The organism is Rhizobiaceae bacterium, assembly GCA_023953845.1.
GTDB lineage: Bacteria > Pseudomonadota > Alphaproteobacteria > Rhizobiales > Rhizobiaceae > Arvimicrobium.
In genome coordinates, this window is record JAMLJC010000001.1 from 3,590,137 (window position 1) to 3,617,121 (window position 26,985).

A 26,985-nucleotide genomic window follows, 5' to 3' on the forward strand; every position below is an offset into this window, starting at 1 on the left:
ACAATCGCTGAACGCGGCTGAACTCTCCCTGAGAGGGCCGTTCATCTGCCGTTCAAGAAGGTTTACGCGCGGGAGGACTTGCCTTCGTCGAACCCCCGCTGCCTGGCGACATCCGCGATCGCTTGCGCTATCGCACGGGTGCACTCGGCCAGATCCTCGCGCGTGGCGATCAGCGCCGGCGCGATCTCTATGGCGGTGCCGATCGGGCTGACGATGACGCCCAGTTCTCGCGCCCGCCTTGCGATCGCCACCACCGTATCGTCGGTGAAGGCGGCCCGGCTGGCTTTGTCTGCGGTGAAGTCGATGGCCTGCCAGAAGCCCCGCCCGCGTATGTCGCCGACGATCGGATGGTCGCCGAAGGCATCCTTCATGGCCTGTTGCCATTCAAGGGCGAGCGCGTCCGAATTTTCGACCAGCCTTTCGCGCTCCATGATCTCGATCACCTTGAGCGAGGCGGCGCAGCAGATTGCGTGACCGGCATAAGTATGGACATGACGGAAATGGCTGATGCCGTCGGCGATCTCGTCTCGGGTCATGACCGCGCCGATCGGCGCGTAGCCTGCGCCCATCGACTTGGCCATGTTGAGGATGTCCGGCTCGATGCCGAGCTGCTCGGTGGCAAACCAAGTGCCGGTGCGCCCGAAGCCGGTGATGACCTCATCCATGATGAGCATGACGCCATATTTGTCGCAGAGAGCGCGCACCTTCTTCCAGTAGCTCGGCAACGGTATCTGCACGCCGTTGGCCTGCTGGAACGGCTCGCCGATGAAGGCGGCGACCAGTTCGGGGTCTTCGAGCAGGATCTGGCGCTCCAGATGGGCGACGCAAATATCGGAATAGGTTTCCTCGTCCAGCCCGTAAGGGTTGCGGTAGCGCGTCGGATTGGCAACGAAGCTGTGGCCGGGCACGCGCGGGTCGGGCACGTCGCGCACCGCCAGCCAGTCGGTGCAGGACAGCGCGCCCATGGTCGCGCCGTGATAGGAACTCCAGCGCGAAATGACCTTGAAGGCGCGCGGCTTGCGGCCGCTTTGCTGGAGATATTGCTTGGCGATCTTCAGCGCGGTTTCGGCCGCTTCCGAGCCGCCGGAAGTGAAAGTCACCCGGTTCAGCCGTCCGGGCGCGATCTCGGCCAGCTTCTCGGCCAGTCGGGCAGCCGCCGCGCTGGTGTTCCGCCCGGTGCCGGAATAATGCATGGTGATCGCCTGATCGTACATCGCCTGCGCGATCTCGCGATTGCCGTAGCCCAGCGAACCGGCGCGCGTCGTCGCGCTCATCATGTCGAGCATGGTCGCGCCATGATGGTCGGTGACGCGAATGCCGCTGCCCGACATCAGGATGCTCGGACCGTAAGTGTCCATGTCTTCCCGCGGCACGAGCGGGAAGATCAGATGTCGGGCGCCCGCTTCGGCGTCATGTGCGGAATTTCTCAGCATCTGCGTGTCCATCGGATCGTCCCGGCTCCAGCTGGTCCTGTTCTTGATGCCGGAACGATAGGAGACTACTGAGCGTATCAAAATCACCAGAAATGGATAAAGTGAGGATACCAGTTTGGGCGAGCCGATCCGCGATATCGCCATCGATCCCACCGGCTTTGATCAGCAGGGTCCGGTTCCGATCTTCCAGCAGCTCTATCGCCAGATCCGCGATCAGATCGCGACGGGTGTGCTGAGAAGCGGCTCCCGACTGCCGTCCACGCGAGCACTGGCTGCCGATCTCGGCCTGTCGCGCACCACCACGATCGCGGCGTTCGAGCAACTGGAAACGGAAGGCTACATCGAGACCCGCAAGGGGGCGCGCGCCAGAGTGTTGCCGCTGCCTTTCGCCGGCGACGGGCGTGATCCCGAGCCCCTGCCGCAACTCCAGGACAATCTTTCGCGTCGCGGTCAGGCGCTGGTGACATCGCGTCATGAAACGGGTGTTCGGGGAAACCACTCGCTTCAACCGGGCCTGCCGGACGCCGGCTCCTTTCCCTTCACCATCTGGCGCCGGCTGCTCTCGAAGCATATGCGCCCCAAGGCGGGCGAGACCTTCGGCTATCACAGCTATGGCGGCCATGAGGGGCTTCGCGAGGTGATCGCGCAGTACATGCAATCGTCGCGCGGCGTGAAATGCCAGCCAGACCAGATCATGGTGACATCAGGTGCGCAGAGCGCTTTCACGCTGCTGGCGCACCTGCTGATCGACGCGGGCGATCCGGTGATGATCGAGGAGCCCGGCTATACAGGCGCGCACGGAGCCTTCGTCGCGGCGGGCGCCCGCATCGAACCGCTCACCGTGAGCGGGCGTAACTGGGATCTGAAGGCGATCGCCGCGTCACGGCCGAAGCTGATCTATCTCACCCCATCCTGCCAGTTCCCGCTCGGCTCGACCATGCGCATCGAACAGCGTCTGCGTCTGTTGCAGCACGCGGCCGCGACCGGAGCATGGGTGATCGAGGATGATTTCGACAGCGAGTTTCGTTTCAGCGGCAACCGCGTGCCGACGCTGCAGTCACAGGACACCGATCATCGCACCATCTATGTCGGCTCGTTCGCCAAGACCATGCTGCCGGATTTGAGGCTGGGCTTCATCATCTTTCCCGGCGAAGTGGTGCGGCCGGTGCGCAAGGCGAATTTCCTGATGGGCACGGCGGCGTCTCTCGTCACCCAGGCCGCGCTCGCCGACTTTATCCGGAATGGGGATTTCGCGAGACACACGCGACGCATGAAGCGCCTCTATGCCGCAAGGCGCGCCATGCTGGTCAAGCGCGCCCACACACTGCTCGGCGACGTGATGGAGCAGGTGGATGAAGGCAACGGCCTCCAGACAAGCTGGCGCTTCCTGCGCGAAGCAGACGACGTTCTGATCGTCCGGCGCGCGCTCGAAGCGGGCGTCTGCATAACGCCGTTGTCGGTGCACTATATCCACGGCAAGCCCGAACAGGGCCTGATGATCGGCTATGCCGCAACCGAGGAAAAACAAATTCCCCGGGCCATGAACAAGCTTAATCAGGTCATCCGCCAGCATCTCGGCTGACGCGGGAAACCCGCGCGGGTGTTGGACGTGCCGTCCGCCCGCGCCGGAATTGCGGGAGCGGTTACTGCCGCTTCCAGTTCTGCGAACGGCAGATCAGGCCGCCCAGCACGCATCCGCTCATCTTGAGGCTGTTGCCCGAGAGCGTCGCGCTGCCGGAATAGGTCTTGTCCTTGGCCGGATCGGTGATCTCGCCGCTATATTTGCCGCCGCCATCCGCATTCATGGTGCCGATGCGCTTGCCGGCATATTTGCCGGTTTTCAGCCGGATCGAGAAGGGACCGCCGCCGGTGATCGCGGCTGTCTCGCCGGAATCGGTGCGCCAGTTCCCGACGATGGCATCCCCCGCATAGGCGGAGCCGGACATGCAGAGGGCGACCAGTGCCGCTACGGCAGCTTTGCGAAACATGATTCCTCCCGGTAGTTTCGAGCCTTGCGTCAAGCTAATCCAGAGCGCGCCGTCGCAAAAGCTCTGTTTTTTGGCCGTCCGCGACCGTCGTATCGGCCTTTCCGGCGCCGCTGCGGCCGCCGGAATCGGCACACCTTCGAATTCGTCACCGTTTCGCGTGGTTATCAAAGGCTTGAATTCGGCAGCACGTATTTTCATCGATTTTTTTGCGAATCCGCGGAATCCCAAGCCATCCGATGCTTAACGAATTCGCGCGTTTACCCATTGTTTTAGCTTTGTTTTCCGCAAATTAAGCAAGGCGTTTAACGACGAATTCAAGGCTCGGCGGCACTCTCGGAAGCATAGACGGAGCGGCTCGGGGACAACGAGACGGATCTCTCGGGAGACAGGGACAGGGACGACGAAAATGGCACGTTTTGAGATGCTTGACGCGAATTTCGGCACCATGGGCTCGACCGCTCAGGCCGACATCCTTTTCGAGCTGGGCATGATGTATGCGACCGGCCGCGACTGCGAGATCGATCTCGTCGCCGCCCACAAATGGTTCAACATCGCGGCGATCAAGGGATCGCCCCGCGCCGCCGAACTCCGCTCGGAACTGTCGGGCACGATGTCGAAGCTCGAGATCGCCCGCGCGCTCCGGGAAGCGCGCGAGTGGATGACGCTTCACTGAGGAATCCAGTGCATACGGGGAACGTTGCGCCTCAGGCGACGTGACGTCGGGTGCGGCCGCGGGAAGACGGCCGGCGCCCCAAGACCGAGAACGCGGCGGTCCTGACCAGACCAGCCGCGCCGAGATGACAGGGAACAGGTGACAGGGGACCAGCGAAAGCCGCGACCGGCAGGGACAATGCCGGCGCGGCTTTTGCTTTGCATCCGAGGCCCAACGTCCGCGACAACCATGCGCCTATACAAATGTCGGCAGCAATGAGATTGTCGCAACCCTGACGGCTCGGCCGTGGAACAGGGAGTAGACAGTCATGAAGTTGAGGAATGTCCTAGCGGCCTCGATCGCCGCGCTCGCGATGAGTGCGGCCGCCGCCTATGCTCAGGAGATCCAGATCGCCGTCGCCGGCCCGATGACCGGGCAGCTGGCTACCATCGGCGACCAGTTCAAGCAGGGCGCGGAAGCCGCGGCCAAGACGATCAACGAAAAGGGCGGCGTCGCCGGCAAGCAGATCAAGATCGTCATCGAGGACGACGTTTGCGATCCGAAGCAGGCGGTGTCCATCGCCAACCGCATCGTCGCCAACGGCATCAAGTTCGTCGACGGTCATGCCTGCTCGGGTTCGAGCATCCCGGCCTCGGCCGTCTACGCCGAAGCGGGCGTGCTGATGATGAGCCCCGCCTCGTCCAACCCGGAAATGACCGACGCCGCCGCCAAGAACGGCTGGTCGACGATCATGCGCCTTTACACCCGCGACGACGCGCAGGGCGCCTTCATCGGCCCGTGGATCGCCCAGAAGTATGCCGGCAAGAACGTCGTCGTTCTGCATGACAAGAGCGCCTACGGTCAGGGCGTCGCCGACGCCGTGAAGGCAACCATGAACGCCGGCGGTCTGAACGAGGTGCTCTATGAAGGCATCAATGCCGGCGAGAAGGACTATTCGGCGCTCGTCACCAAGCTGAAGGACCTCAAGGCAGACGTCGTCTATTTCGGCGGCTATCATCCCGAGGCGGGTCTGATCCTGCGTCAGTCGGCCGAGCAGAGCCTCAAGTTCCAGCTCATCATGCCGGACTCCATCGCTTCGCCGGAATTCTGGCAGATCGCCGGCCCGGCCGGCGAGGGGACGATGTTCGTGTTCCCGTCCGATCCGCAGGCGAAGCCGGAGGCCAAGGAGGCCATCGAGGCGATCAAGGCCGGCGGCTTCGTGCCGGAAGGCTTCACGCTGTTCTCCTACGCCACCATCCAGGCGATCGCGCAGGGCATCGAGCGCGCCGGCACGGATGAGGACGCGGCCGCTGTCGCAGCCGCGCTGAAGGACGGCAAGCCGATCCAGACGGTGGTCGGCGAAGTCGTCTTCGACGAGAAGGGCGACCTCAAGAACGCCAGCTACGACATCAACCAGTGGCACGACGGCAAATACGCGCCGATCCAGCCCTGATTGCGGTTCTTCTCAGGCGACAATCGACATGGCCGGAGGCGACTCCGGCCATGTTCGTTTCGGCCCCCGCTCGTCAGCTCATGCCGACATAGCGGCCCTTGCGGTGGTTGATGGCGATGACGAGGTTGAGCGCAACGGCGCCGACCACCGACAGCGCCACCTGATGCCAGTCGAGCACGGTGAAGGACGCCGCCAGGATGGTGAGGTCGACGGCAAGCTGGAAGTAGCCGGCGCGGATGCCGTAATTGTCCTGGAGATACAGCGCGAGCACGTTGAATCCGCCGAGCCCCGCCCGGTGGCGAAACAGGATCAGCAGGCCGATACCCATCAACCCGCCGCCCATCACGGCTGCATAGATGGGATGGATCGCCTCGATGTCGATCCATCCGGGCGCCAGTCGTGACAGGATGGAGAACAGGCCGACCGCCAGAAATGTGCGGATGGTGAAGGGCCAGCCCATCTTCTTCACGGCGAGATACCAGAAGGGCAGGTTGATGACGAAGAAGATGAGGCCGAAACCGTACCCGGTCGCGTAGCTGATGAGCAGCGCGATGCCTGCCGAACTGCCCGTCATCAGCATCGCCTTCTGGTAGATGACGAGGCCGAGCGCGACGAAGCTGGTGCCCCAGAACAGCGCCATCGCATCCTCGGCGAGGCTGTGCTTCTCGACGGCTGTTTCCGGAACGGCGGTCAGTTTCATGCGTCTTCCGAAAACCGGACCAGAACCGTGCCCTCGCTCACCTGCGCGCCTTCATCCGCGATTTCGGCGATGGTGCCGTCGTGGCTGGCGGCAATCGTATGTTCCATCTTCATCGCTTCGAGGATGAGCAACGGCTGGCCTTTCGTGACCATGTCGCCGGCCTGGGCGCGGACGAGCTTCACCAGTCCCGGCATGGGCGCGCGCATCGAACCGCCTTCCGCTTCTGCCGAGACGTCGAGCGGATCGGGCAGGGCGAAGGTGAAGGCTCGGCCGCTTTCGAACACCGTCACATGACCGGGCCATCGGACGGCGTGCACCGCGTCACGCCCGGTGTCCCTATCGGCCCGGCTTTCATGTCCCGCGAACCGGATGGCCCCTTCCCCTGTCTTTAGCAATCGCGCTTCGTAGATCTCGTCTCCATATGTGATCGACGTGCGACGGCCCAGCGGATGAAAGTGGGCATAGCTGCCCAGCGCCGCCCACGGATCGTCCGAAGCTATCTTCGCTTCCATGCCGGAAGATGCGACCAGCGCTTCGGCGATGGCGCTCGCCGTGGGCAAGGCTGCTGCCGTCAACGTCTCCTGCTTGCGCGCGATCAGGCCGGTGTCCACATCGCCCGTCGCGAAGTCGGCATCCGTCGCCAGCGCGAACAGGAAGCCGGCATTGGTGACGGAGCCGGCGATCTCGGTAGCACGCAGGGCGTCGGAAAGGCCGTCGAGCGCCGTTCCGCGATCCGCGCCGTGCACGACCAGCTTGGCGATCATGGGATCATAATAGGGAGAGATCGCATCGCCCTCACGGACGCCGGTCTCTACCCGGACAGATCCGGAAGGCGTCACAGCGGGAAAGCGCAGATGGTGCAACGTGCCGACCGCGGGCAGAAAACCTTTTGCGGCATCCTCGGCATAGATGCGGGCCTCGAAGGCGTGGCCGTTGAGACGGATGTCCTCCTGACGCTTCGGCAGTGGCTCTCCCGCTGCGACACGCAACTGCCATTCCACAAGGTCGATGCCGGTGACCATCTCGGTCACCGGATGCTCGACCTGCAGGCGCGTGTTCATCTCCATGAACCAGAAACGGTCGGGCCGCAGCCCCTCCGAGGCGTCGACGATGAATTCGATCGTGCCCGCGCCGGAATATCCGATGGTCTTCGCCGCCCTGACGGCGGCGCCCGTCATCGCGTCGCGCATCTCGGCCGTCATGCCGGGGGCAGGGGCCTCCTCGATGACCTTCTGGTGCCGCCGCTGCGCCGAACAGTCGCGCTCGAAGAGGTGGACGGCGTTCCCATGGTTGTCGCCGAACACCTGCACCTCGATGTGGCGCGGCTTCTCGACATATTTCTCGACCAGCACCGCGTCGTCGCCGAAAGCCGCCTTTGCCTCGCGCTTCGCCGCGGACAGCGCGTCGGGAAAATCGGCAGGATCGTCGACGCGGCGCATGCCCTTGCCGCCGCCGCCGGCGCGCGCCTTGATCAGCACCGGATAGCCGATCTCGCTGGCCTTTCCGGCGAGCACGACGATCGCCTGCGCTTCGCCGTGATAGCCCGGTACCACCGGCACGTCGGCTTTCTCCATCAGGCGCTTCGCCGCGTCCTTCAGCCCCATGGCGCGGATGGAATCGGCGGTCGGGCCGATAAAGGTCAGTCCCGCCGCCGTCACCTGATCGACGAAATCCGGATTCTCGGAAAGAAAACCATATCCGGGATGAATCGCCTCGGCGCCGGTCTCCAACGCAGCCGCGACGATCCTGTCGCCACGCAGATAGCTGTCGCTTGCGGCCGCAGCGCCGATATGCACGGCCTCGTCGGCCATGACGACATGCAGCGAAAGCCGGTCGGCATCCGAATAAACCGCGGCGGTGGCGATGCCCATGCGCCGCGCCGTCCGGATGATCCGGCAGGCGATCTCCCCGCGATTGGCAATCAGAATCTTGGCGAACATGCGTGCGAGCGACGAACCATCTCGCACGAAACTGTCACGTCTGGCGGGTCAAAGCCAGAGCCAAGACGCATGCGATCGAAGGCGGTGCGGCGGCACCGCGCTTCGATCGCCCGTGCTACCGTTTCGGCGCGGAAAGCGCGAACCAGGCGCCCTGAGGATCGGTGCCCTGCAGCACCCAGCCGTCCGGAACCTCCATCGGCTCCAGCATGATCTTGCCGCCATTGTCGATCACCCGCTGGCGTGCGGCATCGATGCTTTCAACGTTGAAGTAGAACAACCAGACCGGGAAAGGCACTTCGGACGGCTTGTTGAACATCGCGCCGACGAGTTCGCCGTCGACGGTGAACAACTGGTACGTGCCCATCTCGCCCATATCCATCGGCTCGCCCTTTTCCCAGCCGAACTGCGACGCGTAGAAGTCGAACGCACTCGGCCAGTCGGCGGCATGAAGCTCGTGCCAGCTGATATTGCCGGGAGCGTTGCGCGGAAGCGGCGGCGTGTAATCGCCGGTCGGCTGCAGCAGCATGAACATCGCACCCTGCGGGTCCGCGACAACGGAAAAGCGTCCGACTTCCGGGATATCCGCCGGCTCACGATGAACCATGCCGCCCGCGTTCCGGATGCTGGCCGTCGTGGCATCGGCATCCGCGGAATAGATGTAGCCCGCCCACATCGGCGGCACGCCCTTGACATCTTCCGGCGTCGCCATGATGCCGCCGATGCCACGGTCACCCGCCTTCACCACGATGTAGTCCACGCCCGCGCCGCCGAACGGTTCGGAATTCCACCCGACAACGGCTTTGTAGAAAGCCTCCGCCGCAGGAACATCCGTCGTCATCAGTTCGTACCAGAAAAAGCCTGCCGGTTTCGTCATCTCACTCACCTTTGGTTGATCGGATGCTGGAACCACATGCTAACCGCGACGATATGACCATACTATCTGCTCCTGCGCCCACTACTGACAACATGATGGCAGGAGCTGACATCCCCGCAGGCCGAATGGGCAGTCCGTTCGATTGTTCCCCTGGACAGCGGCTGCACCTCTCGCGCGGAAGAAATTTGCACAAATTCCCTGATTTCAGGTCGTATTTTCCAGTATTTTCCCAGACTGGCGATTTGCGCGCCTCATACAAACGCCAAATGACCGCTATTTTCCAGCCGGATCACACACTCCTTCCGTACGGGGATTCCATGAAGCGCCTTCTTCTCATCGGTGTCGCACTGGCGACGCTTCTCGCCGGGCCTGCCTCGGCCCAGTCGCCGGACAAGCTGCTCAACGCCTCCTATGACGTCGCGCGCGAACTGTTCGTTCAGGTCAACGCCGCTTTCACGGCCGGACATCCGGGCGTCACCATCGACCAGTCGCATGCCGGCACCTCGAAGCAGGCACGCGCCATCGTCGAGGGACTCGAGGCTGACGTGGTCACCTTCAACCAGGTCACCGACATCGATTTCCTCGTCAAGAACGGCTTCGTCAGCGAGGACTGGCAGAGCGATTTCCCGAACGCTTCCTCGCCGTTCTATTCCCTTCCGTCCTTCCTCGTGCGCGCCGGCAATCCGAAAGGTATCAAGGACTGGGGCGACCTCGTGCGCGACGACGTGAAAGTCATCTTCCCCAATCCGAAAACCTCGGGCAATGCGCGCTACACCTATCTGGCCGCGACGGCATACGCCAGGGAGGCGTTCGCCAACGACGAAGCCAAGGTGAAGGAGTTCGTCACCAGGCTGTTCGACAATGTCCCGGTCTTCGACACCGGCGGACGCGCGGCGACGACGACCTTCGTGGAGCGCGGCATCGGCGACGTGCTCATCACCTTCGAGTCCGAAACGACCGGCATCCGCAAGGAATTCGGCGAGGACAAGTTCGAGAGCATCGTGCCGTCGGTCAGCCTTCTCGCCGAATTCCCGGTCGCGATCGTTGACAAGGTCGTCGACAAGCGCGGCTCGCGCGAGCTGGCGAAGAACTATCTCGACTTCCTCTACACGCCCGAGGGCCAGAAGATACTCGCCGAGAATGGCAATCGCGTGAATGACCCGGCAGTCGCAGCCGGGTTCAAGGACAGGTTCCCTGAAGTGCGTCTGGTCAAGGTCGAGGACGTCTTCGGCGGCTGGCCGACCGTTCAGAAGGAGCATTTCGCATCCGGCGCGCTCCTCGACCAGATCTACGGCGAACGTTGACCTGAGTATTTATTTCCGCCAGATGGCCGGCGTGCGAAAGCTCGCCGGCCATCTGCTCGTTCCGATTGAAGGATGCCTCTGTTGAAGCATCGTGTGCTGCCCGGGCTCTCGCTGTCGCTCGGGATAACTCTGTTTTACGTCTGCCTGATCGTCGTGCTGCCGCTCGGCGCGCTGATCTTCAAGGCGGCCAGCCTCGGATCGGAAGACTACTGGCGCATCGTGTCGTCGGGCCGGGCGGTCGCCAGCTATCGCGTCACCGTCCTTGCCGCGCTGGCCGCCACCGCCTTCAACCTCGTGTTCGGGATGGCGCTGGCGTGGGTGCTCGTGCGCTACGAATTTCCCGGCCGGCGGCTGCTCGACGCTATCGTCGACCTGCCTTTTGCGCTGCCCACTGCTGTTGCCGGCATCGCGCTTACCGCCCTGTTCGCGCCAAACGGCTGGTTCGGCAGTCTTCTCGGCGAGATAGGCATAACGGTTGCCTACACCCAGATCGGCATCATGGTCGCCATGGCCTTCACCAGCCTGCCCTTTATCGTGCGCACGGTTCAGCCGGTGCTGGAAGATCTCGACCCGGCGCTGGAAGAGGCGGCGCAGTCGCTCGGCGGTTCGGATCGGGCGATCTTCCGCAAGGTGATCCTGCCACTACTTACGCCCGCGCTTCTGGCGGGCGTTTCCCTTTCCTTCGCGCGTTGTCTCGGCGAGTTCGGCGCGATCATCTTCATCGCCGGCAACCAGCCGATGGAGACCGAGATAACGGCGCTTCTCATCTTCATCCGGCTGGAGGAATACGACTATCAGGCCGCCGCCGCGATCGCTTCCGTGCTGCTGATCGCCGCCTTCCTGATGCTCGCGGTCACCAATTTCCTGCAGGCGAGGGCGTTGCGCTATACGGTGAGGGTCGCCTGATGAGCGCTCGCGTCCATCGCAGGCCGCCGTGCGTCGGCGACCGCCCGGCGACACGCTACGCCTTGCTCGTCTTCGTTCTGACATGTGCGGCGCTGCTGATCGTCGCGCCCCTGCTCGTCATCTTCGCCCAGGCGTTTTCCATGGGCATCGACGCCTACGCGGCGGCGATCCGCCATCCTGATACGCGACATGCGATCTTCCTGACCGTGGTGACGGCCCTGATCGCCGTTCCGGTCAACACCGCCTTCGGCATTGCCGCCGCGTGGGCGATCACGAAATTCGACTTCCGGGGCAAGCGCCTCCTGCTGGTGGTGATCGAAATACCGTTCTCCGTCTCGCCCATCGTCGCCGGCGTGGCCTATCTGTTCGTCTACGGCCTTCAGGGGCTGTTCGGACCGCTTCTGGACAGTGCGGGACTAAAAATCCTGTTCGCGCTGCCGGGCATCGTGCTGGCTTCCATGTTCGTCACGGCGCCGTTTGTGGCGCGGGAACTCATCCCGCTGATGCAGGCGCAGGGCAGGGATCTCGAGGAGGCGGCGACCTCGCTCGGCGCTTCTGGCTGGCGCACCTTCTTCTCGGTGACGCTGCCGAACATTCGTTGGGCCATGCTCTACGGCGTCGTGCTCTGCAACGCGCGCGTCATGGGCGAATTCGGCGCGGTCTCCGTCGTGTCGGGCAACATTCGCGGGCAGACCAACACGCTGCCGCTGCATATCGAGCTGCTTTACCACGACTATCAGACGGCCGGCGCGTTTGCGGCCGCTTCCATCCTGACCGTGCTGGCGGTCTTCACCATTCTCGCCAAAGTCCTTCTGGAACGCCGTGGCGCCGGCCGGGCCACGCGCCCGGCGCTCGCTGCCCCTGTCACGAACGTCGTGGAAACCGTCCGATGAAGATCGCCCTTGAAAACGTCGAGAAGACCTTCGACACGTTCCGCGCCGTGCGTGGCGTTTCGCTGGACGTGGGCAGCGGCGAACTTGTGGCGCTGCTCGGCCCCTCGGGATCGGGCAAGACGACGCTGCTGCGCATGGTCGCCGGCCTGGAATATGTCGATGGCGGAACGATCCGCTTCGGCGATCAGGACGCGACCGACATTCCGGTGCGTGATCGCGGCATCGGCTTCGTCTTCCAGCACTACGCGCTGTTTCCGCACATGACGGTGGCTGAAAACATCGCTTTCGGCATGGAAGTGTCGAAGGTGCAGCGTACGCGCACGGAGATCGATGCCCGCATCGCCGACCTGCTGCGGCTGGTGCGCCTCGAAGGATTGGGCAAGCGCTTTCCCGCGCAGATTTCCGGCGGGCAGCGGCAGCGCGTCGCGCTCGCCCGGGCGCTCGCCGTCGATCCGAAGGTGCTGCTGCTCGACGAGCCTTTCGGCGCGCTCGACGCCAATGTGCGCCGCGACCTCCGGCGCTGGCTGCGCGAGATCCATGACGAACTGGGCATCACCACCCTGTTCGTGACCCACGATCAGGAGGAGGCGCTCGATCTCGCCGACCGTGTCGTCATCCTGAACGAAGGCCGCATCGTGCAGCAGGGCACCCCGCAAGAAGTATGCCGCGCACCGAATTCGGCTTTCGTCACGCGTTTCCTGGGCGACGCCAACCGGCTCGAAGGACGTGTATCCGGCGGCCGGGCGCATATCGGAGGCATCGAGCTTCCGGCTTCCGGCGTCGCCGATGGTGCGGCCGAAATCTTCGTGCGCCCCGCCGATCTCGGCTGGAGCGTTTCCGGCGGAGGCATGCCGGCGGTCATCACCCGGGTCATAGACCGGCCTGACGGGCGTCGTCTGCTGGCGCGACTCGATGACGGCACGGGCGTCGAGCTCGACGTGCCGCCGGAGACCGAGGCTCGCGCAAAGCATCGCGGCGTCATACAGATCAGGCGCGCCAACGTCTTTGCGCTGGCGGAATGATCGCGGCGGACCTCGCCCCTACATCCTGAACACGCCGAATTTCGTGTCCGGTATCGGCGCGTTGAGCGCGGCGGAAAGCGACAGGGCAATCACCTCGCGGCTTTTCGCCGGGTCGATGATGCCGTCGTCCCAAAGCCGCGCCGACGAATAGAGCGGATGACCTTCGCGCTCGTATTTTTCCAGGATCGGGCGGCGAAACTCGGCTTCTTCCTCGGCTGACCAAGCGCCGCCCTTGCGCTCGATGCCTTCGCGCTTGACCAGCGCCAGCACTGTCGCGGCCTGCTCGCCGCCCATCACCGAGATGCGCGCATTCGGCCACATCCACAGGAAGCGCGGCGAATAGGCGCGACCGCACATGCCGTAATTGCCGGCGCCGAACGAACCGCCGACGATCATCGTCACCTTCGGCACCTGCGCCGTCGCCACTGCCGTCACCAGTTTCGCGCCGTCCTTGGCGATGCCGCCCGCTTCATATTTCCGGCCGACCATGAAGCCGGTGATGTTCTGCAGGAACACCAGCGGAATCTTGCGCTGGCAGCACAGTTCTATGAAATGCGCGCCCTTTAGCGCGCTTTCCGAGAACAGCACGCCGTTGTTGGCGAGGATGCCGACAGGCATGCCGTGGATATGCGCGAAGCCGGTGACAAGCGTCGTGCCGAAACTCTGCTTGAACTCGTCGAGTTCCGAGCCGTCGACGATGCGGGCGATGATCTCGCGCACGTCATAGGGCTGTCGGGTGTCCTGCGGCACGATGCCATAAATCTCATCCGCTGCGTGAAGCGGCTGAATCGGTTTCTGCAAGTCGAGGCTTACCGTCTTCTTTCGATTCAGGTTTCTGACGATGCGCCGGCAGATCGCCAGCGCGTGCTCGTCGTTCAGGGCGTAATGGTCGGCGACGCCGGACTGGCGCGTGTGGACATCCGCCCCGCCCAATTCCTCCGCCGTCACGTCCTCGCCGGTCGCCGCCTTCACCAGCGGCGGCCCGCCAAGAAAGATCGTTCCCTGATTGCGCACGATGACACTCTCGTCGGACATCGCCGGCACATAGGCTCCGCCGGCCGTACAGGAGCCCATCACGCAGGCGATCTGCGGGATACCGGCCGCGCTCATATTCGCCTGATTGAAGAAGATGCGGCCGAAATGCTCGCGGTCGGGGAACACCTCGTCCTGATTGGGCAGGTTCGCGCCGCCGGAATCGACCAGATAGACGCAGGGCAGGTTGTTCTGCGTCGCGATCTCCTGCGCGCGCAGATGCTTCTTCACGGTCAGCGGATAGTAGGTGCCGCCCTTCACCGTGGCGTCGTTGACGACGACCATCACTTCCCTGTCTTCGACACGGCCGATGCCCGCGATCATGCCGGCCGCGGCTATGTTGTCGTCATACATGCCCCATGCGGCGAACTGACCGATCTCCAGAAAGGGCGAGCCGGCATCGAGCAACTGCGCCAGCCTTTCGCGCGGCAGAAGCTTGCCGCGCGAAACGTGGCGTTCGCGCGCTTCGTCCGAGCCGCCGCGCTGCACCGCCGCCGCCTTTTCAGAAATGTCCGACACCAGCGCCCGCATCCGCTCGGCATTGGCGCGGAACGTCTCGGAAGACGGCGAAATCTGCGACTGGATGATGGGCATAGCGGCTCCCTGAACCCGTCTTGCGACGGCTCCGTCCGATCTAACAGCGATGCGGGGGCCGCGCCTAGTCCTCTTGAAAGATCGTCGGTCACTGCATTTTCGCGGGACATCGCCTTGATTTGGCCACGAGCGCCGATCATGTGGCGCGCCCGTTTGACCCGAAAGGAGATCGCCGTGACCCCGCAACCGAGATCGACACATTCCGTGCCGACGCTCGCTTTGCGTTCGGCTCACAGCACTCCATTCAGGTTGAACCACCATGGCACGCTCGTTCATCAGGCGTCGGCAGGAGGCCGAACGCCAGCGTCTTGAAGCCTATGAGGCATCGCTGCGGCGGGTGTCGCAGCAGGCGCGGCCCGCGCCCGATATCCGCAACGCGTTGGCCGAAGCCCGCAGGGGCTTCGAAAACGAGATCGTTCGCGATCCGCAGTCCTGGCGGCCGAAGCTCAAGACCCGCAACGCCTCGCGTCTGCGACTGGCGGCGGCGCGTCACCTCTTCGCGCGCTATCCCGTTCCCGCGCATCTCGAGCAGATCTGGCTGGAGAGCGAGGGGCTGGATGCCGAGGAGATCAGGCTACGCAAGCGATGGTATATCACCGTCGCCGGCGGAGTGTCGCTCTACAAGGCGCAGGCCGTCCAGTGGCTTTCCCGCAAGGAAGTGCACTGGTTCCTGAACTCTCCGGGCGAGATCGATTTCTGCGGCGCCTTCTGGGTTGCGATCGCGCGCAGCTATACGGACGATCCCGGTCTGGCCCTGCGGGTCGCGCGGTCGAAGATCGCACGCACGCCGCGCGCTGCTCTCGCCTTCTGGCGCGAGGCGGCGCGCTTCTTCGCGGCGAATCCGACGACGCTGGAGGAAATCGACGACCTGTGCGACTTCCTCGACGCAGCCTGTCACCGCGACCGGCAGTATAGCCTGAAGGGGCGTACACTCGCCTCGCTGCGTCGCCAGATGGAGGATTGGCACCGCGACCTTGCCGCCATCGAGCGCATCGAGGCAATGCGTCGGCGGGCCGAAGCGCGAAACCGCACCGCACCGGCTTCGTCCTCGGCTGGCGGTTCGTGGCCCGGTTCGCCGCTCGCCGACTGGGAATGGCAGCCATCCGCGAAGGAGGCCACGGCGCGCGGCGAGCGCTTTATCGTCCGGCAACTGCGAAAGGCCGACGACCTCGTGGCCGAAAGCCGGGCGATGCGGCATTGCGTTTCGACCTATGCGGCGAAGTGCATCGCCGGAAATGCGTCGATATGGGCGTTGCGCCGCACCGCGCTCGGCAAGGTCGACCGGCTGCTGACGATCGAACTCGACCGCCAGCATCGCGCCGTGCAGGTGCGTGGGTTCGGCAACCGCGTCGCCCTGCCGGACGAGCGCAAGATCCTCGAGCGCTGGGCCAAGGCGCGCGGGATCATGCTGTTCTGACAAGATGTTCCGTGCGTCTGAAACGGCGCACGGAACGGCGTCAGCCTTCCGCCATGATCTCGCGGCCGATCAGCCAGCGGCGGATTTCGCTTGTGCCGGCGCCAATCTCGTAGAGTTTGGCGTCACGCAGCAGGCGGCCGGTCGGATAGTCGTTGATGTAGCCGTTGCCGCCGAGCAGCTGGATGGCGTCGAGCGCCATCTGCGTCGCTTTCTCGGCGGCGTAGAGAATGCAGCCGGCGGCGTCCTTCCGGGTCGTCTGGTGGCGGTCGCAGGCGGCGGCCACGGCATAGACATAGGCGCGGCAGGCGTTTGTCGCCGTATACATGTCGGCGAGCTTGCCCTGCACAAGCTGGAAGTCGCCGATCGCCTGCCCGAACTGGCGGCGCTGCTGCACATAGGGCACCGCGACATCGAGACAGGCGGCCATGATGCCGAGCGGACCGGCGGCAAGCACGACGCGCTCGTAATCGAGCCCGGACATAAGCACTTCGACGCCCTTGCCTTCCTCGTGCAGCACGTTCTCGAACGGCACCTCGACATTTTCGAACACGAGTTCGCCGGTGTTCGATCCGCGCATGCCGAGCTTGTCGAGTTTTTGCGCAACCGAGAAACCGGTCATGTCGCGCTCGATCAGGAACGCGGTGATGCCGCGCGAGCCCATGGTGGGCGCGGTCTTGGCGTAGACCACGAGCGTATTCGCGTCCGGACCGTTGGTGATCCACATCTTGGTGCCATTGAGAACGTAGCGGTCGTTCAGCTTTTCCGCGCGCAGCCGCATCGAGACCACGTCGGAGCCCGAGCCGCTTTCCGACATGGCGAGCGCCCCGACATGCTCGCCGGAACACAGGGCCGGTAGGTATTTCGCCTTCTGTTCCGGCGTGCCCCAGCGGTTGATCTGGTTGACGCAGAGATTGGAGTGCGCGCCGTAGGAAAGGCCGACCGAGGCCGATGCGCGCGAGATTTCCTCCATGGCCACGACATGCGCCAGATAGCCCATGCCGGAACCGCCGAATTGGGGATCGGCCGTCATGCCGAGCAGGCCGAGCTCGCCCAGTTCCTTCCACATATCCGCCGGGAACTCGTTCGAACGGTCGATCGCGGCGGCCTGCGGCGCGATGCGATCCTGCGCGAAGCGCCGCACCATATCGCGCAAAGCCCCGATTTCCTCGCCGAGGCCGAAATCTATGCTGTTCTCGTACAAGGCGTAGTCTCCCTGCTTGCCGCACAACCGGCAGTTTTATCGGGAGGCAATACGCTTGACGAGTACCGTCCGTTCCACGAGCGGATGACGGAACGGAAGACGCTTACGCGCCTTCGACAACCGAAAAGCCCTCGAACTGCGGATGGCCGATATAGGTGGCTTTGGTGCTCCCGGCATTCTTGTGGGCGGCACGGAAATTCTCGGACTTCGTCCAGGCGACGAAATCCTCCTTGCTCGCCCAGACCGTATGCGAGGCGAACAGCGTGTAGCCTTCTTCCTCGTTCACCGGTCCGCGCAGCAGATGGAACTCCTTGAAGCCTGCCATTTCGGAAAGGCTGGAATCGCGATTCTTCCAGATGGTCTCGAATGCCTCCTCGGAGCCCTTCTGCACCTTGAAGCGATTCATGGCGATGTACATGGAAAAATCCTCTCGTCTTGGGCGGCCGCGTCAGGCGATCGCCCCGCATCGGTCTTCGAGCAACTATTAAAGCGGATTTCGTCAGTCAAGAATGCAGCGCGAGGCTGCGACCTCCTGGGCGCTCATGCCACAGGATACGGACCTTCGGAAAACGTCCCGGCGTGATAGCCCTTGCTCCCGATTTTCCGGGCGAGGGGGCTGCGGAAATCCACGCCTTCGCGCAGGCTGCTGAGGACATGGGCGAAGTCGTATTGCGGCTCCCAGCCCAATTCCTCGCGCGCCAGCGCGTTGACATAGACGCGATCCAGTTCGGGGAACATCGACCAGCCGCGTGAAGCGTAAAGCGCCAGGAAATCCGGAAACAACCTTGCGACCGCGCCAGGCGCGTCCCCGCGCAATTCCGCAAGGTCGCCCTTGCTGAAAGGCGTGGTGGCCGAGACGATGTAGCGGGCGAAACCTCTCGCCGGCGCCTTGTCCGCTGCGAGAAGATGCGCGGATACCACGTCGGCGATGTCCGCCCGCCGATAAAGCAGTTCATTCGCCTGCGTGTTGTCGAGGCTACGGCTTGCGCGCCGTTCTGGATCGTCGTCGTCCTCCGGGAAGAAGCGCGAGGTGCGCAGCACGATCACGGGCAGGCCGTGCCTGCGTGCGAAGAGCTCGCAAAGGCTCTCGGCGGCCGTCTTGGTAGCGCCATAGATGTTCTTCGGCACCGGCGTGACGTCTTCGGTGATCCACGTCGCCGGTTCGCCCGGCCCGGGCGTCAGCGCCGAGCCAAAAGTGCTCGTCGTGCTGGTGAAGACGAAGGCCTTCGCGCCGACTTCCAGCCCCGCCTCGAGAAGCACCAGCGTTCCGGTCACGTTGGTGTCGACGAAATCCTGGTAGCTGTGCGTCCCGACATGCGGCTTGTGCAGCGTAGCCGGATGGATCACCGCATCGACGCCATCTATGCACTGCGCCACGAACGCCCGATCCGTGATGGAACCGACGGCGTCGGTGAAAGGCGAGGCCTTGATGTCGATGCCGCGTGCGGTCCGCCCCGCCGCCCGCAACGTGCGCATCAGGGCTTCGCCGAGATGCCCCGCGCTGCCGGTGACGAGGATCGTCATCCCACGCTCTCTCAATTGCCTCGCGCCGCCGCCAGAGCGCCCGGCAACTCCTCGGCGAAAATGTCGAGTTCGTGGTCGAGGCCGACGCTGACGCGGATGCAGCGGTCCAGCCCCGCCGCCATCGGCTTGCGGATGAAGACATCGCGAGACAAGAGGTGCTGCATGACCTTCAGTGCGAAGGCGCCGTCCGACCCGCAATCCATCGTCACGAAATTGGTGGCGGAGACGATCGGCCTGAGCCCGTTGGAGCGCGCGATCTCGCTCAGGCGGTCGCGCCCCGCCGCGACGCGCTCGACGACATGAGCCAGCCAGTCCTGATCCTGCAATGCAGCCAGACCGGCAATCTGCGCCATGCGGCTGGTGCCGTAGTGATTGCGGATCTTTTCGAAGTCGCGGATCAGCGTCTCCTCGCCGATGGCATAGCCGCAGCGTATGCCGGCGAGCCCATAAGCCTTGGAGAAGGTACGCATCACGAGGAGGTTGGGCCTTGAGACGTCGATGGGCAGGCGCGCGGAGACCGGCGCGGTTTCGCCATACGCCTCGTCGAGGATGAAAAGCACGTCTTCGGGCAGCGCATCGGCGAGGCGCAGAACGTCTTCGGCCTCCCACCACGTTCCCATCGGATTGTCCGGGTTGGAGAGGTAGACGATGCGCGCCTTCTCCCGTTTGACGGCGGCGAGCAGCCCGTCGAGATCCTCCTTGTCGTCGCGAAACGGCACGGCGATCAGGCGTCCGCCGACGCTGGCGACATGGAAGTTGAAGGTCGGATAGGCGCCGAGCGATGTCACGACGCCGGTTCCCTCGCCGATATGCATCCGCACGGCGAGCCCCAGAAGGCCGTCGATGCCTTCGCCGACGACGACACAGCCGATCGGAATGCGGAGATGCGCCGCAAGCGCTGCCTTCAGGTCGTGATTGTCGGGATCGCAATACATCCACTGATCGGCCGCTACCTTCTGCATCGTCGCGATGACGCCGGGCGACGGGCCGAAACTGCTCTCGTTGGCGCCGATACGGGCGCGGAACGGGCGACCGCGGCTGCGCTCTTGCGCCTCCGGACCGACGAAGGGCACAAAGGAGGGCAGGGCGTCGACGACGGGCGTTAATGGAGGGCGTTGTTTCATGGTCTCGCCGTCAAAAACCAATTGGCTAAAGGGCTTTGGCGATCTGCGCAAGCACGTCGAAGTCGGCGACGCTCGCGGGATCGTCGCTCGGGGCCGGGAAGGATGACAGCTTGGCGATCGCGACGCCGCTCGTCGGATCGACCCACAGGCGCTGGCCGTGGATGCCTTCCGCCGCGAAACCGCCTCGGCCGTCATTGGCGACGTACCAGCAGGATCGATAGTTGCCGGCCGGGAAGAATCCCGGAAAACCGCCGGCTTTCCAGGCTGCGTGATCACCGTTGCTGCGCATGTCGGCGATCCAGGCGGCCGGGATCACCTGCCTGCCGGCCCGCGTGCGTCCGTCGTTCATGACGAGGTCGCCGAGCAGCGCGAGGTCGCGGGCCGTGATCGAAAGCCCGCCGGCCGCTCGCGCCGAACCTTCCCGATCGACGGTGATCCGCGCCGTGCCCGTCGCGCCCATCGGCAGCCAGAGGCGTTCGCGCAGGAATTCGTGATAGCGGCGGCCGGTCGCGGCTTCGATGACGAGTCCGAGCATGTCGGTGTTCGGCGAGGCGTAGAAGAAGACTTCGCCGTGCGCTCCGGCGCTGCGCGGCAGCGCTGCGAGCACTTCGCGCATCGTTTCCTGAACGGTGCCCGGCCGCTCGGGATTCCAGAGCATGGCGCGGCGATAGCGGTCGAACGGGCCGTCCCGGTTGAGATAATCCTCCGCGAAGTCGAGCCGCACCGTCATGTCGAGCAGGTCGCGGACCCGCGCCGAGGCATAGGCGCAGTCCGGCGGCGTCGGAACATAGTTGCCGACGGGAGCATCCGGATCGAGGAGCCCGTCGCCCCACGCGATGCCGGCCAGCATGCCCGTGACGGATTTCGTCACGGAAAACACGAGATGGGGCGCTTCGGGCGAAGCATGCGGAGTATGCCAGTCCGCGACCGGCTCACCATTCTTGAGAGCCACGAGAACGTCGCCATGGGTGCGGGCCAGAAAATCCGCCACCGACACCCTGCCGAGGGCATTGTGCGTAACGGTCAAACCGTCGAGCGCCCGCAGCCCGAGGTATGGCGCAGGGCCTTTTCCCGCAGCTATTTCCGCGCTCGGAACAAATTCCGCGACGTGCTGGAAACTGTAGGTGTTGAAGGGATGCTCGCGCCAGTTGGCGAGCGAGATGTCACGACGCGAAAATACTGCCGACATGGAAAGCTCCGGACTGTGTCCGGTAGCCTTAGGCGGTTTTCATGGCGCCATGAAGCGGCAAGGCCGAGAGGCGGATGGCCCAATTCAAGTGGGAAGGGCGCCATGCGGCGCCCTCCAGACTGCTTGTGGACAGATTACTGGAATGTCTTCAGCCCTTCACAGAACGTGTCGCGCGGAGACGTGCTGTTCAAGCACTCGTCGCGCAGACGCTGCTGGTCTTCCGCCGACATGGCCTGGAACGCTGCCTTGAACTCGTCGCCGGTCTTCAGCGTGGTCATCGCCTCGTCCGAATAGAACGGCGCCATCTTGGCCTTGTCATTCATCAGGACCTGGGTCTGTGGCTCGGGGCTGCCCTGCGTGCCGGTCGACTGCGTGGTGGTCGTGTCCGCGGACTGGGCCAATGCGGCCCCGGAAAGCAGCGTTGCAGTCACAGCCGCGAGGGCGAGGGATTTGAATGTCATGACTCTTTCCTTCCGTTGAACGTTTGGATCGTCATTGCGATCGCTTAGGCAACGGAAGGAAAACCCAAATGTTCCGAGAAAATTGGAATGGAATCGCCATCGCGGTCTGCTTTGGGCTCGATTGACATCGAGCCTTTGCAAAGGATCACCGGAACGGATTTTCCACGCGCGGCCAGATCGCCCTGTTGAGCTTGCGGTAGTCGGTCGTGCGCGGATCGCTCGGATAGAAGCTCGGCGCAGCGACATAGATGATTTCGGCCGCGATCGGCTGGAAACCCGCATAGAAATGGTTGGTGGACTTCACCAGCAGCAGTTCCTTGGCCATCGGGTCGATGCCGAGATTGGAGAACACGTCCGGCTCGAAAGTCTGAGTGCGGTTGGTGTTTAGGATAATGTCCACTTCGGTGCCGTCGATCCGCATCACCGCGGATGGACCGAGCGTCACGCGGCTGCGCCCGAAACTCTGCCAGCCCTCGGCCAGCGTCTTCATGACCGTCACGCGCGCGTCGATCGGCTCGCCGGCCATGGCGCCGGACTTGCCGCCGAAGCGCAGCATGATCTCCGCGCCTTCGCCGGCGGCGTGGCAGATATTGACGGCGATGGGATCCCAGATGGTGGCGACGCCGACCTTCTTCGGACCGGATTTCAGGATTTCACGCAATACGATCGTGCCGTCGCCGGGCACGCCGCCGCCCGGATTGTCCCATACATCGGCGATGACGGCGGGCTTCTCCGGGAGCGCCGCATGCGCTTTCGCCGCCAGCGCGAGCCCTTGTGCAGGCGGCACCATCGCCATGGCAGTCTGCTCGCGCAGCGCGAAAAGCTCCATGCCGAGCTTCTCGGCCAGCGCGTCACCCTTCGCCTTCTGATTGTCGGTGACGACCATGATCCGTGTGCCCATTTCGGGAACGTCCGCCGCCATGAAACCATGGATGACCGATATGGAAAGCACGTCGTCCTTGCCGTGCAACGCCTTGATGCGGTCGACGAAGGAACGCATCGGCTCGCGGCTGGTGGGGAACACCTGGATCATCCGGCAGTCGAAGGTGGATATCACCGGCCTGATCTCGCCGCGCGCCGCCCGCAGGCCGAGATCCACCACATGCTCGCCGCGCTCGTAAAAATCCGTGTGCGGGAATTCGAGGAACGAGGCCAGAATGCTCGCCGCCGCGACGCGCTTCGGCGTGAGGTGGCTGTGCGGATCGAGTTCGGAAGCGATGATGATGTCCGGCCCGACGATCTCGCGGACGCGCGAGAGCAGGTCGCCCTCGCAATCGTCATAGCCCTGCGCCACCATGGCGCCGTGCAGGCCGAGGATGACGGCATCCACCGGCATGGCGGCGCGCAACTGGCCGAGGATTTCGTCCCTCAACTCTTCATAGGCCCGCCTTTGCAGCAATCCGCCGGGTTCCGCCCATGTCGCCGTGCCCTCGATGACGGTCAGCCCGTCCTGTTTGGCCCGCGCACGCAACGCCACGATGGGCGACGAGCAGAGAGTTGGGGTGTCCGGATGCCGTCCCGGTCCGGCGTAGAACGCCATCTCGAACGATGCGCGGTCGGTCGGCACCGGCGAGAAGGTATTGGTCTCGGTCGCGAGCGAGGCTGTGAAGATGCGCATGTTCGCGGCGGCGCTCAGCCCTTGGGAGCGTAGGCAATCGCCTCGATCTCGACCTTGATGTCGAGCATCAGTCGCGACTCGACCGTCGTACGGGCCGGTGGCTCGCTCGGGAAGAATGTGCCGTAGACCTTGTTCATGCCGCCGAAGTCGCGGGCATCCTCGATCCAGACGGTGGTCTTCACCACCTGGTCCATGGTCGCGCCGGCCAGAGCCAACGCCGACTTGACGTTTTCGAGCACCTGCCGGGTCTGCGCTTCGATGTTGCCGCTCTCCATCGAGCCGTCCGCTTTCACCGGCACCTGCCCGGAGACGTAGACCATGTCGCCCGCGCGGACGGCTGGCGAGAGAGGAACATGCGACGAACCGAAAACCTGCTTCCTGGACATTGGGGGAACTCCTTGGGCTGCTACTTGACGGCGCCGAGCGCCAGCCCGCGAACGAGGTAGCGCTGAAGCCACATGAAGAGGATCGCCACCGGCACTGTCGCGAGCAGCGTCGCGGCCATGACGTGATGCCATTCGATCGTGTAGCGACCGGCGACCAGCGAGAAGACCTGGATCGGCAGCGTGTAGCTCTCCTGTCGGCGCAGCATGGTGAGCGCCACGACGAATTCGTTCCACGCATTGATGAAGGTGAAGATCGCCGTCACCGCGATGGCCGGCACGCCGAGCGGCAAAAACACCTTCCGGAGCGTCAGCCAGCGGCTGCCGCCTTCCATCCACGACGCTTCCTCGAGATCCTTCGGAATGGTGTCGAAATAGCTTTGCAGCATCCAGACGGTGAAGGCGATGTTGAAGGCCATGTAGACGAAGCCGACGGCGGTCGTGCTCTCGATCAGACCCCATGCGGCGAGCAGCCGGAAAAGGCCGAGCACCAGCACGATCGGCGAGATCATCTGCGAGATCAGCAGGAACTGGCGGAACGCCCCGTGGCCGGCGAAACGGAAACGCGACATGGCGTAGGCGGCGGGGATCGAGAAGACGATCGCACCGACCGTCGCGATGACCGAAACGTAGAGCGAGTTGAGCAGCGCCTGACCGAACTTGGTCACCACCCACATCTCGGCAAAATTCGACCAGCGGAACTCGCTCGGCCACCAGGTGGGCGACAGCACCTCGGTTTTCGGCTTCACCGCCGTCAGGAACATCACCGCGAACGGAAACAGCGTCACGACGATGAGCGGCGCGAGAAGCAGCCAGGCGATCAGCGTCCGTTTGACCTTGGGGCTCATGCGCGGTTCTCCCGCATGGCGAGGCGGACATAGATGAAGGTGAAGACGAGCAGGATGGCGAACATCACCAGCGATACGGCAGAAGCTTCGCCGAGCTTTCCGATGCGGAACGCCAGCTTGTAGAGATGCGTGACGAGGATGTCGGTGGAGTTTGCCGGCCCGCCCTGCGTCATCACCCAGATGATCGGGAACGAGTTGAACACGTAGATCGTGTTGAGCACGATGGCGATGTTCACGAAGGGCTTGAGCAGCGGAAAGGTGATGTGCGTGAATTGCTGCACCGGCGACGCTCCCTCCAGCGCCGAGGCCTCGTAAAGATCGTCCGGGATGGAGGACAGGCCGCCGAGGAAGATCGTCGTCGTGAAGGGGACGGTGACGAGGATGCCGATCAGCACCTGCATGGGGAAGGCGGTCGCCGCGCTCGCCAGCCACTGGATATTCTGGTCGATGATGCCGAGATTGCGCAGGGCCGAATTCAGCATGCCACTTTCGCCGTTCAGCGCCCAGCGCCAGACGATCGCCGTCATGGTCAGAGACACTGCCCATGGCAGCATGATGATGACGCGGGCGATCCCCCGCCCGTAGAAATCCATGTTGAGGATCATCGCCACCGGGATCGACACCAGCAGCGCGCCTCCGACGACAAGCAGCGTCCAGAGGCCGGTCCTGAGCAATGCGTTGATGAAATCGGGGTCCCTGAACAGCGCCGTGTAATTGGCAAAGTCGTTGAAATCGCGCAACTGACCGAAGCGGCTGACCTCGTGCGTGGAGATCTGGATCAGGTCGTAGACCGGCCAGAAGATCACCACAGCCGCAAGAAGCAGGCTCGGCAGGGTCAGCAGATAGGGCAGGGCCCGGTTGTTCATCGGTCTCGGCAGGTTGAGGGCTGCGATAGGCTGTCTTCGCCCCGTTTACGGGGAGAAGATGCCGGCAGGCAGATGAGGGGCGGCGCAAAAGGTCGCAAACGAGCGCATCGCCCCTTATCCGTCACTTCGTGACACCTTCTCCCCGCTAACGGGGAGAAGGACAGGGACCAATCCTACTTCTTCAGAATGGCGTCGGCCTTGGCAGCCGCGTCCTTGAGCGTCGCCTCGATCTCTTCCGGCTTGCCGAGATAGATCTTCTGCATCGCATCGGACGTTATCTGCGCGATCTCTTCCCAGCCCGGGATGACCGGCGCGAAGCGTGCGTCGGGCAGCAGCGCGGTGAACGCGGCCAGATCGGCGTTGTTCACGTAGTAGTCCATCTTGGCCTCTTCCTTGTTCACCGGCAGGAAGCCTTCGCCCTGCGTGAACTTGGCGCGCTGTTCCGTGGTGAACAGGTAGTCGAGGAGCTTCCAGGCCTCTTCCTTGTTCTTCGAATTCTGGAACATGATGATGGAGTCGGTGACGCCGTAGGTGCCACGCGCGCCCGTCGGGCCGGCGGGGATGGCGGCCACGCCGTAATTGAGGTTCGGCGCCTCTTCCTTGATCTGGTTGGAGAGGAACGGCGCGGTGATCATCATGCCGACCTTGCCCTGCTTGAACAGGTTCTGCACGTCCTCGCGGTTGAGCGAGGTGACGCCCGGTTCGGTCAGTCCCTCATCGATCAGCGACTTGTAGAGCTTGGCGGCCTCAAGCGCGCCGGGGGTGCCGAGTCCCGATGAGCCGTCTTCGTTGAGGATTTCCGAGCCCATCGACCACATGGCGTAGTAATAATAGACGTCGGTCTCGATCTCCTTGCCCTGGAGGCCGAATCCGAACACGTCGCCGCCGGATTCCTTGATCTTCCTCGCCGCATCCTGCAATTCAGCCCAGGTCGCGGGCGGATTGGCGACGCCGGCCTTCGAAAGGATGTCCTTGTTGTAATACATGGCTCGGGCCGACGCCGCGATCGGCAGGCCGTAGGTCTTGCCTTCCATGACGGACGGCGACAGGAACGTGTCGATGAAGCGGTCCTTGAACTCCGGCGTGATATAGCCGTCGAGCGGCTCGGCGATGCCCTGCTGCACGAAATCGATCAGCCAGCGCGTGCCGATGATCGACAGGTCGGCATTGGTGCCGGCTGCGATGTCGGTGGTGAGCTTCTGCAGAAGCACGTCCCACGGCACGATCTCGATCTGGACGTCGATGCCGGGATTGGCGGCCTCGAACTCCTTCTCGACGTCGGCGAAGTAGGGAGCCGTCTTGGTGCTGTATTCGGCGACCGTGACACGCACCTCGCCCGCGCTGGCCTGCGCGGCGAAGGCTAGCAGGCTCATGCCGCCGAGAAGGGCGGATTTCCAGATTGATGACTTCATGTCTGCGTCTCCCATTGTCGTTAGTTCGCGGGCGTTCTGCGAGTCCGTGCGGCAGGCCCAGAAATTGCGTGACTTTCTTACATTATCCCACAAAATCGGGAATGCAAGAGCAATTCGAATGTTGCTAACTTACAAAATCTGGAGTAGGTGA

25 protein-coding genes are annotated in these 26,985 nt (G+C 63.8%); 8 read left to right on the forward strand and 17 right to left on the reverse strand.

All coding sequences use genetic code 11. The annotated features are described in order from the left end of the window. Positions 1-62: 62 nt before the first annotated feature. Positions 63-1,433: an aspartate aminotransferase family protein gene (locus M9955_17675; GenBank protein MCO5083472.1), complete on the reverse strand. Its 1,371-nt coding sequence runs from the start codon at positions 1,431-1,433 to the stop codon at positions 63-65. 115 nt (positions 1,434-1,548) lie between these two features. On the opposite strand from M9955_17675, the gene M9955_17680 reads away from it, so the two are divergent. Then, on the forward strand, positions 1,549-3,015 hold the full coding sequence (locus M9955_17680) for a PLP-dependent aminotransferase family protein (protein ID MCO5083473.1): 1,467 nt from the start codon (positions 1,549-1,551) through the stop codon (positions 3,013-3,015). Positions 3,016-3,076: 61 nt separating this feature from the next. On the opposite strand, the gene M9955_17685 is transcribed toward M9955_17680, so the two are convergent. Then, entirely contained in the window at positions 3,077-3,421 is a 345-nt protein-coding gene (locus tag M9955_17685) for a DUF2147 domain-containing protein (protein ID MCO5083474.1), read from the reverse strand. Between the two features lie 406 nt (positions 3,422-3,827). On the opposite strand from M9955_17685, the gene M9955_17690 reads away from it, so the two are divergent. Further along, complete coding sequence (locus M9955_17690; protein ID MCO5083475.1) at positions 3,828-4,094, forward strand: sel1 repeat family protein; 267 nt, start codon at positions 3,828-3,830, stop codon at positions 4,092-4,094. A gap of 307 nt (positions 4,095-4,401) precedes the next feature. Next, positions 4,402-5,526 (forward strand): ABC transporter substrate-binding protein, encoded by a 1,125-nt coding sequence (locus tag M9955_17695; protein ID MCO5083476.1) that lies wholly within the window; start codon positions 4,402-4,404, stop codon positions 5,524-5,526. Between the two features lie 73 nt (positions 5,527-5,599). Here the strand turns inward: M9955_17695 and M9955_17700 are convergent, their stop codons facing one another. From M9955_17700 to M9955_17710, 3 genes are all read right to left on the reverse strand, one after another. Further along, a complete protein-coding gene (locus M9955_17700; GenBank protein MCO5083477.1) occupies positions 5,600-6,226 on the reverse strand; it encodes a YitT family protein in 627 nt (208 codons plus the stop codon). Next, positions 6,223-8,166: an acetyl/propionyl/methylcrotonyl-CoA carboxylase subunit alpha gene (locus tag M9955_17705; protein MCO5083478.1), complete on the reverse strand. Its 1,944-nt coding sequence runs from the start codon at positions 8,164-8,166 to the stop codon at positions 6,223-6,225. Before M9955_17705 ends, M9955_17700 begins: the two co-directional genes overlap by 4 nt. Before the next feature lie 115 nt (positions 8,167-8,281). Next, positions 8,282-9,040, reverse strand: a complete 759-nt coding sequence (locus tag M9955_17710; protein ID MCO5083479.1) for a VOC family protein — start codon at positions 9,038-9,040, stop codon at positions 8,282-8,284. 317 nt (positions 9,041-9,357) lie between these two features. On the opposite strand from M9955_17710, the gene cysP reads away from it, so the two are divergent. The 4 genes from cysP (at position 9,358) to M9955_17730 (ending at position 13,165) form a co-directional block, all read left to right on the forward strand. Continuing rightward, positions 9,358-10,344 carry a thiosulfate ABC transporter substrate-binding protein CysP gene (cysP, locus tag M9955_17715; GenBank protein ID MCO5083480.1) on the forward strand — a complete coding sequence of 329 codons (987 nt, stop codon included), beginning with the start codon at positions 9,358-9,360 and terminating at the stop codon, positions 10,342-10,344. A gap of 81 nt (positions 10,345-10,425) precedes the next feature. Continuing rightward, the gene (gene cysT, locus M9955_17720) at positions 10,426-11,250 is read left to right on the forward strand and encodes a sulfate ABC transporter permease subunit CysT (protein ID MCO5083481.1); all 825 of its coding nucleotides are present in this window, start codon (positions 10,426-10,428) and stop codon (positions 11,248-11,250) included. Further along, entirely contained in the window at positions 11,250-12,143 is an 894-nt protein-coding gene (cysW, locus tag M9955_17725) for a sulfate ABC transporter permease subunit CysW (GenBank protein MCO5083482.1), read from the forward strand. The genes cysT and cysW overlap by 1 nt, the downstream gene beginning before the upstream one ends. Next, positions 12,140-13,165, forward strand: a complete 1,026-nt coding sequence (locus M9955_17730) for a sulfate/molybdate ABC transporter ATP-binding protein (protein MCO5083483.1) — start codon at positions 12,140-12,142, stop codon at positions 13,163-13,165. Before cysW ends, M9955_17730 begins: the two co-directional genes overlap by 4 nt. A gap of 18 nt (positions 13,166-13,183) precedes the next feature. Here M9955_17730 and M9955_17735 read toward each other — a convergent pair whose 3' ends face one another. Next, on the reverse strand, positions 13,184-14,791 hold the full coding sequence (locus M9955_17735; protein ID MCO5083484.1) for a methylcrotonoyl-CoA carboxylase: 1,608 nt from the start codon (positions 14,789-14,791) through the stop codon (positions 13,184-13,186). Between the two features lie 259 nt (positions 14,792-15,050). Between M9955_17735 and M9955_17740 the strand changes: the two genes are divergently transcribed. After that, positions 15,051-16,208, forward strand: a complete 1,158-nt coding sequence (locus M9955_17740; protein MCO5083485.1) for a PcfJ domain-containing protein — start codon at positions 15,051-15,053, stop codon at positions 16,206-16,208. Between the two features lie 40 nt (positions 16,209-16,248). Here M9955_17740 and M9955_17745 read toward each other — a convergent pair whose 3' ends face one another. The 11 genes from M9955_17745 to M9955_17795 form a co-directional block, all read right to left on the reverse strand. Then, a complete protein-coding gene (locus M9955_17745) occupies positions 16,249-17,409 on the reverse strand; it encodes an isovaleryl-CoA dehydrogenase (protein ID MCO5083486.1) in 1,161 nt (386 codons plus the stop codon). Between the two features lie 103 nt (positions 17,410-17,512). Then, positions 17,513-17,827 (reverse strand): antibiotic biosynthesis monooxygenase, encoded by a 315-nt coding sequence (locus M9955_17750; protein MCO5083487.1) that lies wholly within the window; start codon positions 17,825-17,827, stop codon positions 17,513-17,515. A gap of 122 nt (positions 17,828-17,949) precedes the next feature. Further along, positions 17,950-18,933: an NAD(P)-dependent oxidoreductase gene (locus tag M9955_17755; protein ID MCO5083488.1), complete on the reverse strand. Its 984-nt coding sequence runs from the start codon at positions 18,931-18,933 to the stop codon at positions 17,950-17,952. Between the two features lie 11 nt (positions 18,934-18,944). Next, on the reverse strand, positions 18,945-20,057 hold the full coding sequence (locus M9955_17760) for a pyridoxal phosphate-dependent aminotransferase (GenBank protein ID MCO5083489.1): 1,113 nt from the start codon (positions 20,055-20,057) through the stop codon (positions 18,945-18,947). 25 nt (positions 20,058-20,082) lie between these two features. Continuing rightward, the gene (locus M9955_17765; protein MCO5083490.1) at positions 20,083-21,246 is read right to left on the reverse strand and encodes a beta-lactamase family protein; all 1,164 of its coding nucleotides are present in this window, start codon (positions 21,244-21,246) and stop codon (positions 20,083-20,085) included. A gap of 134 nt (positions 21,247-21,380) precedes the next feature. Next, positions 21,381-21,707 (reverse strand): hypothetical protein, encoded by a 327-nt coding sequence (locus tag M9955_17770; GenBank protein MCO5083491.1) that lies wholly within the window; start codon positions 21,705-21,707, stop codon positions 21,381-21,383. 145 nt (positions 21,708-21,852) lie between these two features. After that, entirely contained in the window at positions 21,853-23,325 is a 1,473-nt protein-coding gene (locus M9955_17775) for a M81 family metallopeptidase (protein ID MCO5083492.1), read from the reverse strand. Between the two features lie 14 nt (positions 23,326-23,339). Further along, the gene (locus M9955_17780; GenBank protein ID MCO5083493.1) at positions 23,340-23,711 is read right to left on the reverse strand and encodes a RidA family protein; all 372 of its coding nucleotides are present in this window, start codon (positions 23,709-23,711) and stop codon (positions 23,340-23,342) included. A gap of 20 nt (positions 23,712-23,731) precedes the next feature. Further along, on the reverse strand, positions 23,732-24,556 hold the full coding sequence (locus tag M9955_17785; protein ID MCO5083494.1) for a carbohydrate ABC transporter permease: 825 nt from the start codon (positions 24,554-24,556) through the stop codon (positions 23,732-23,734). Further along, positions 24,553-25,422: a sugar ABC transporter permease gene (locus M9955_17790; protein ID MCO5083495.1), complete on the reverse strand. Its 870-nt coding sequence runs from the start codon at positions 25,420-25,422 to the stop codon at positions 24,553-24,555. The genes M9955_17785 and M9955_17790 overlap by 4 nt, the downstream gene beginning before the upstream one ends. A 173-nt stretch (positions 25,423-25,595) precedes the next feature. Further along, positions 25,596-26,834 carry a sugar ABC transporter substrate-binding protein gene (locus M9955_17795; protein MCO5083496.1) on the reverse strand — a complete coding sequence of 413 codons (1,239 nt, stop codon included), beginning with the start codon at positions 26,832-26,834 and terminating at the stop codon, positions 25,596-25,598. Between the last annotated feature and the right edge of the window lie 151 nt (positions 26,835-26,985).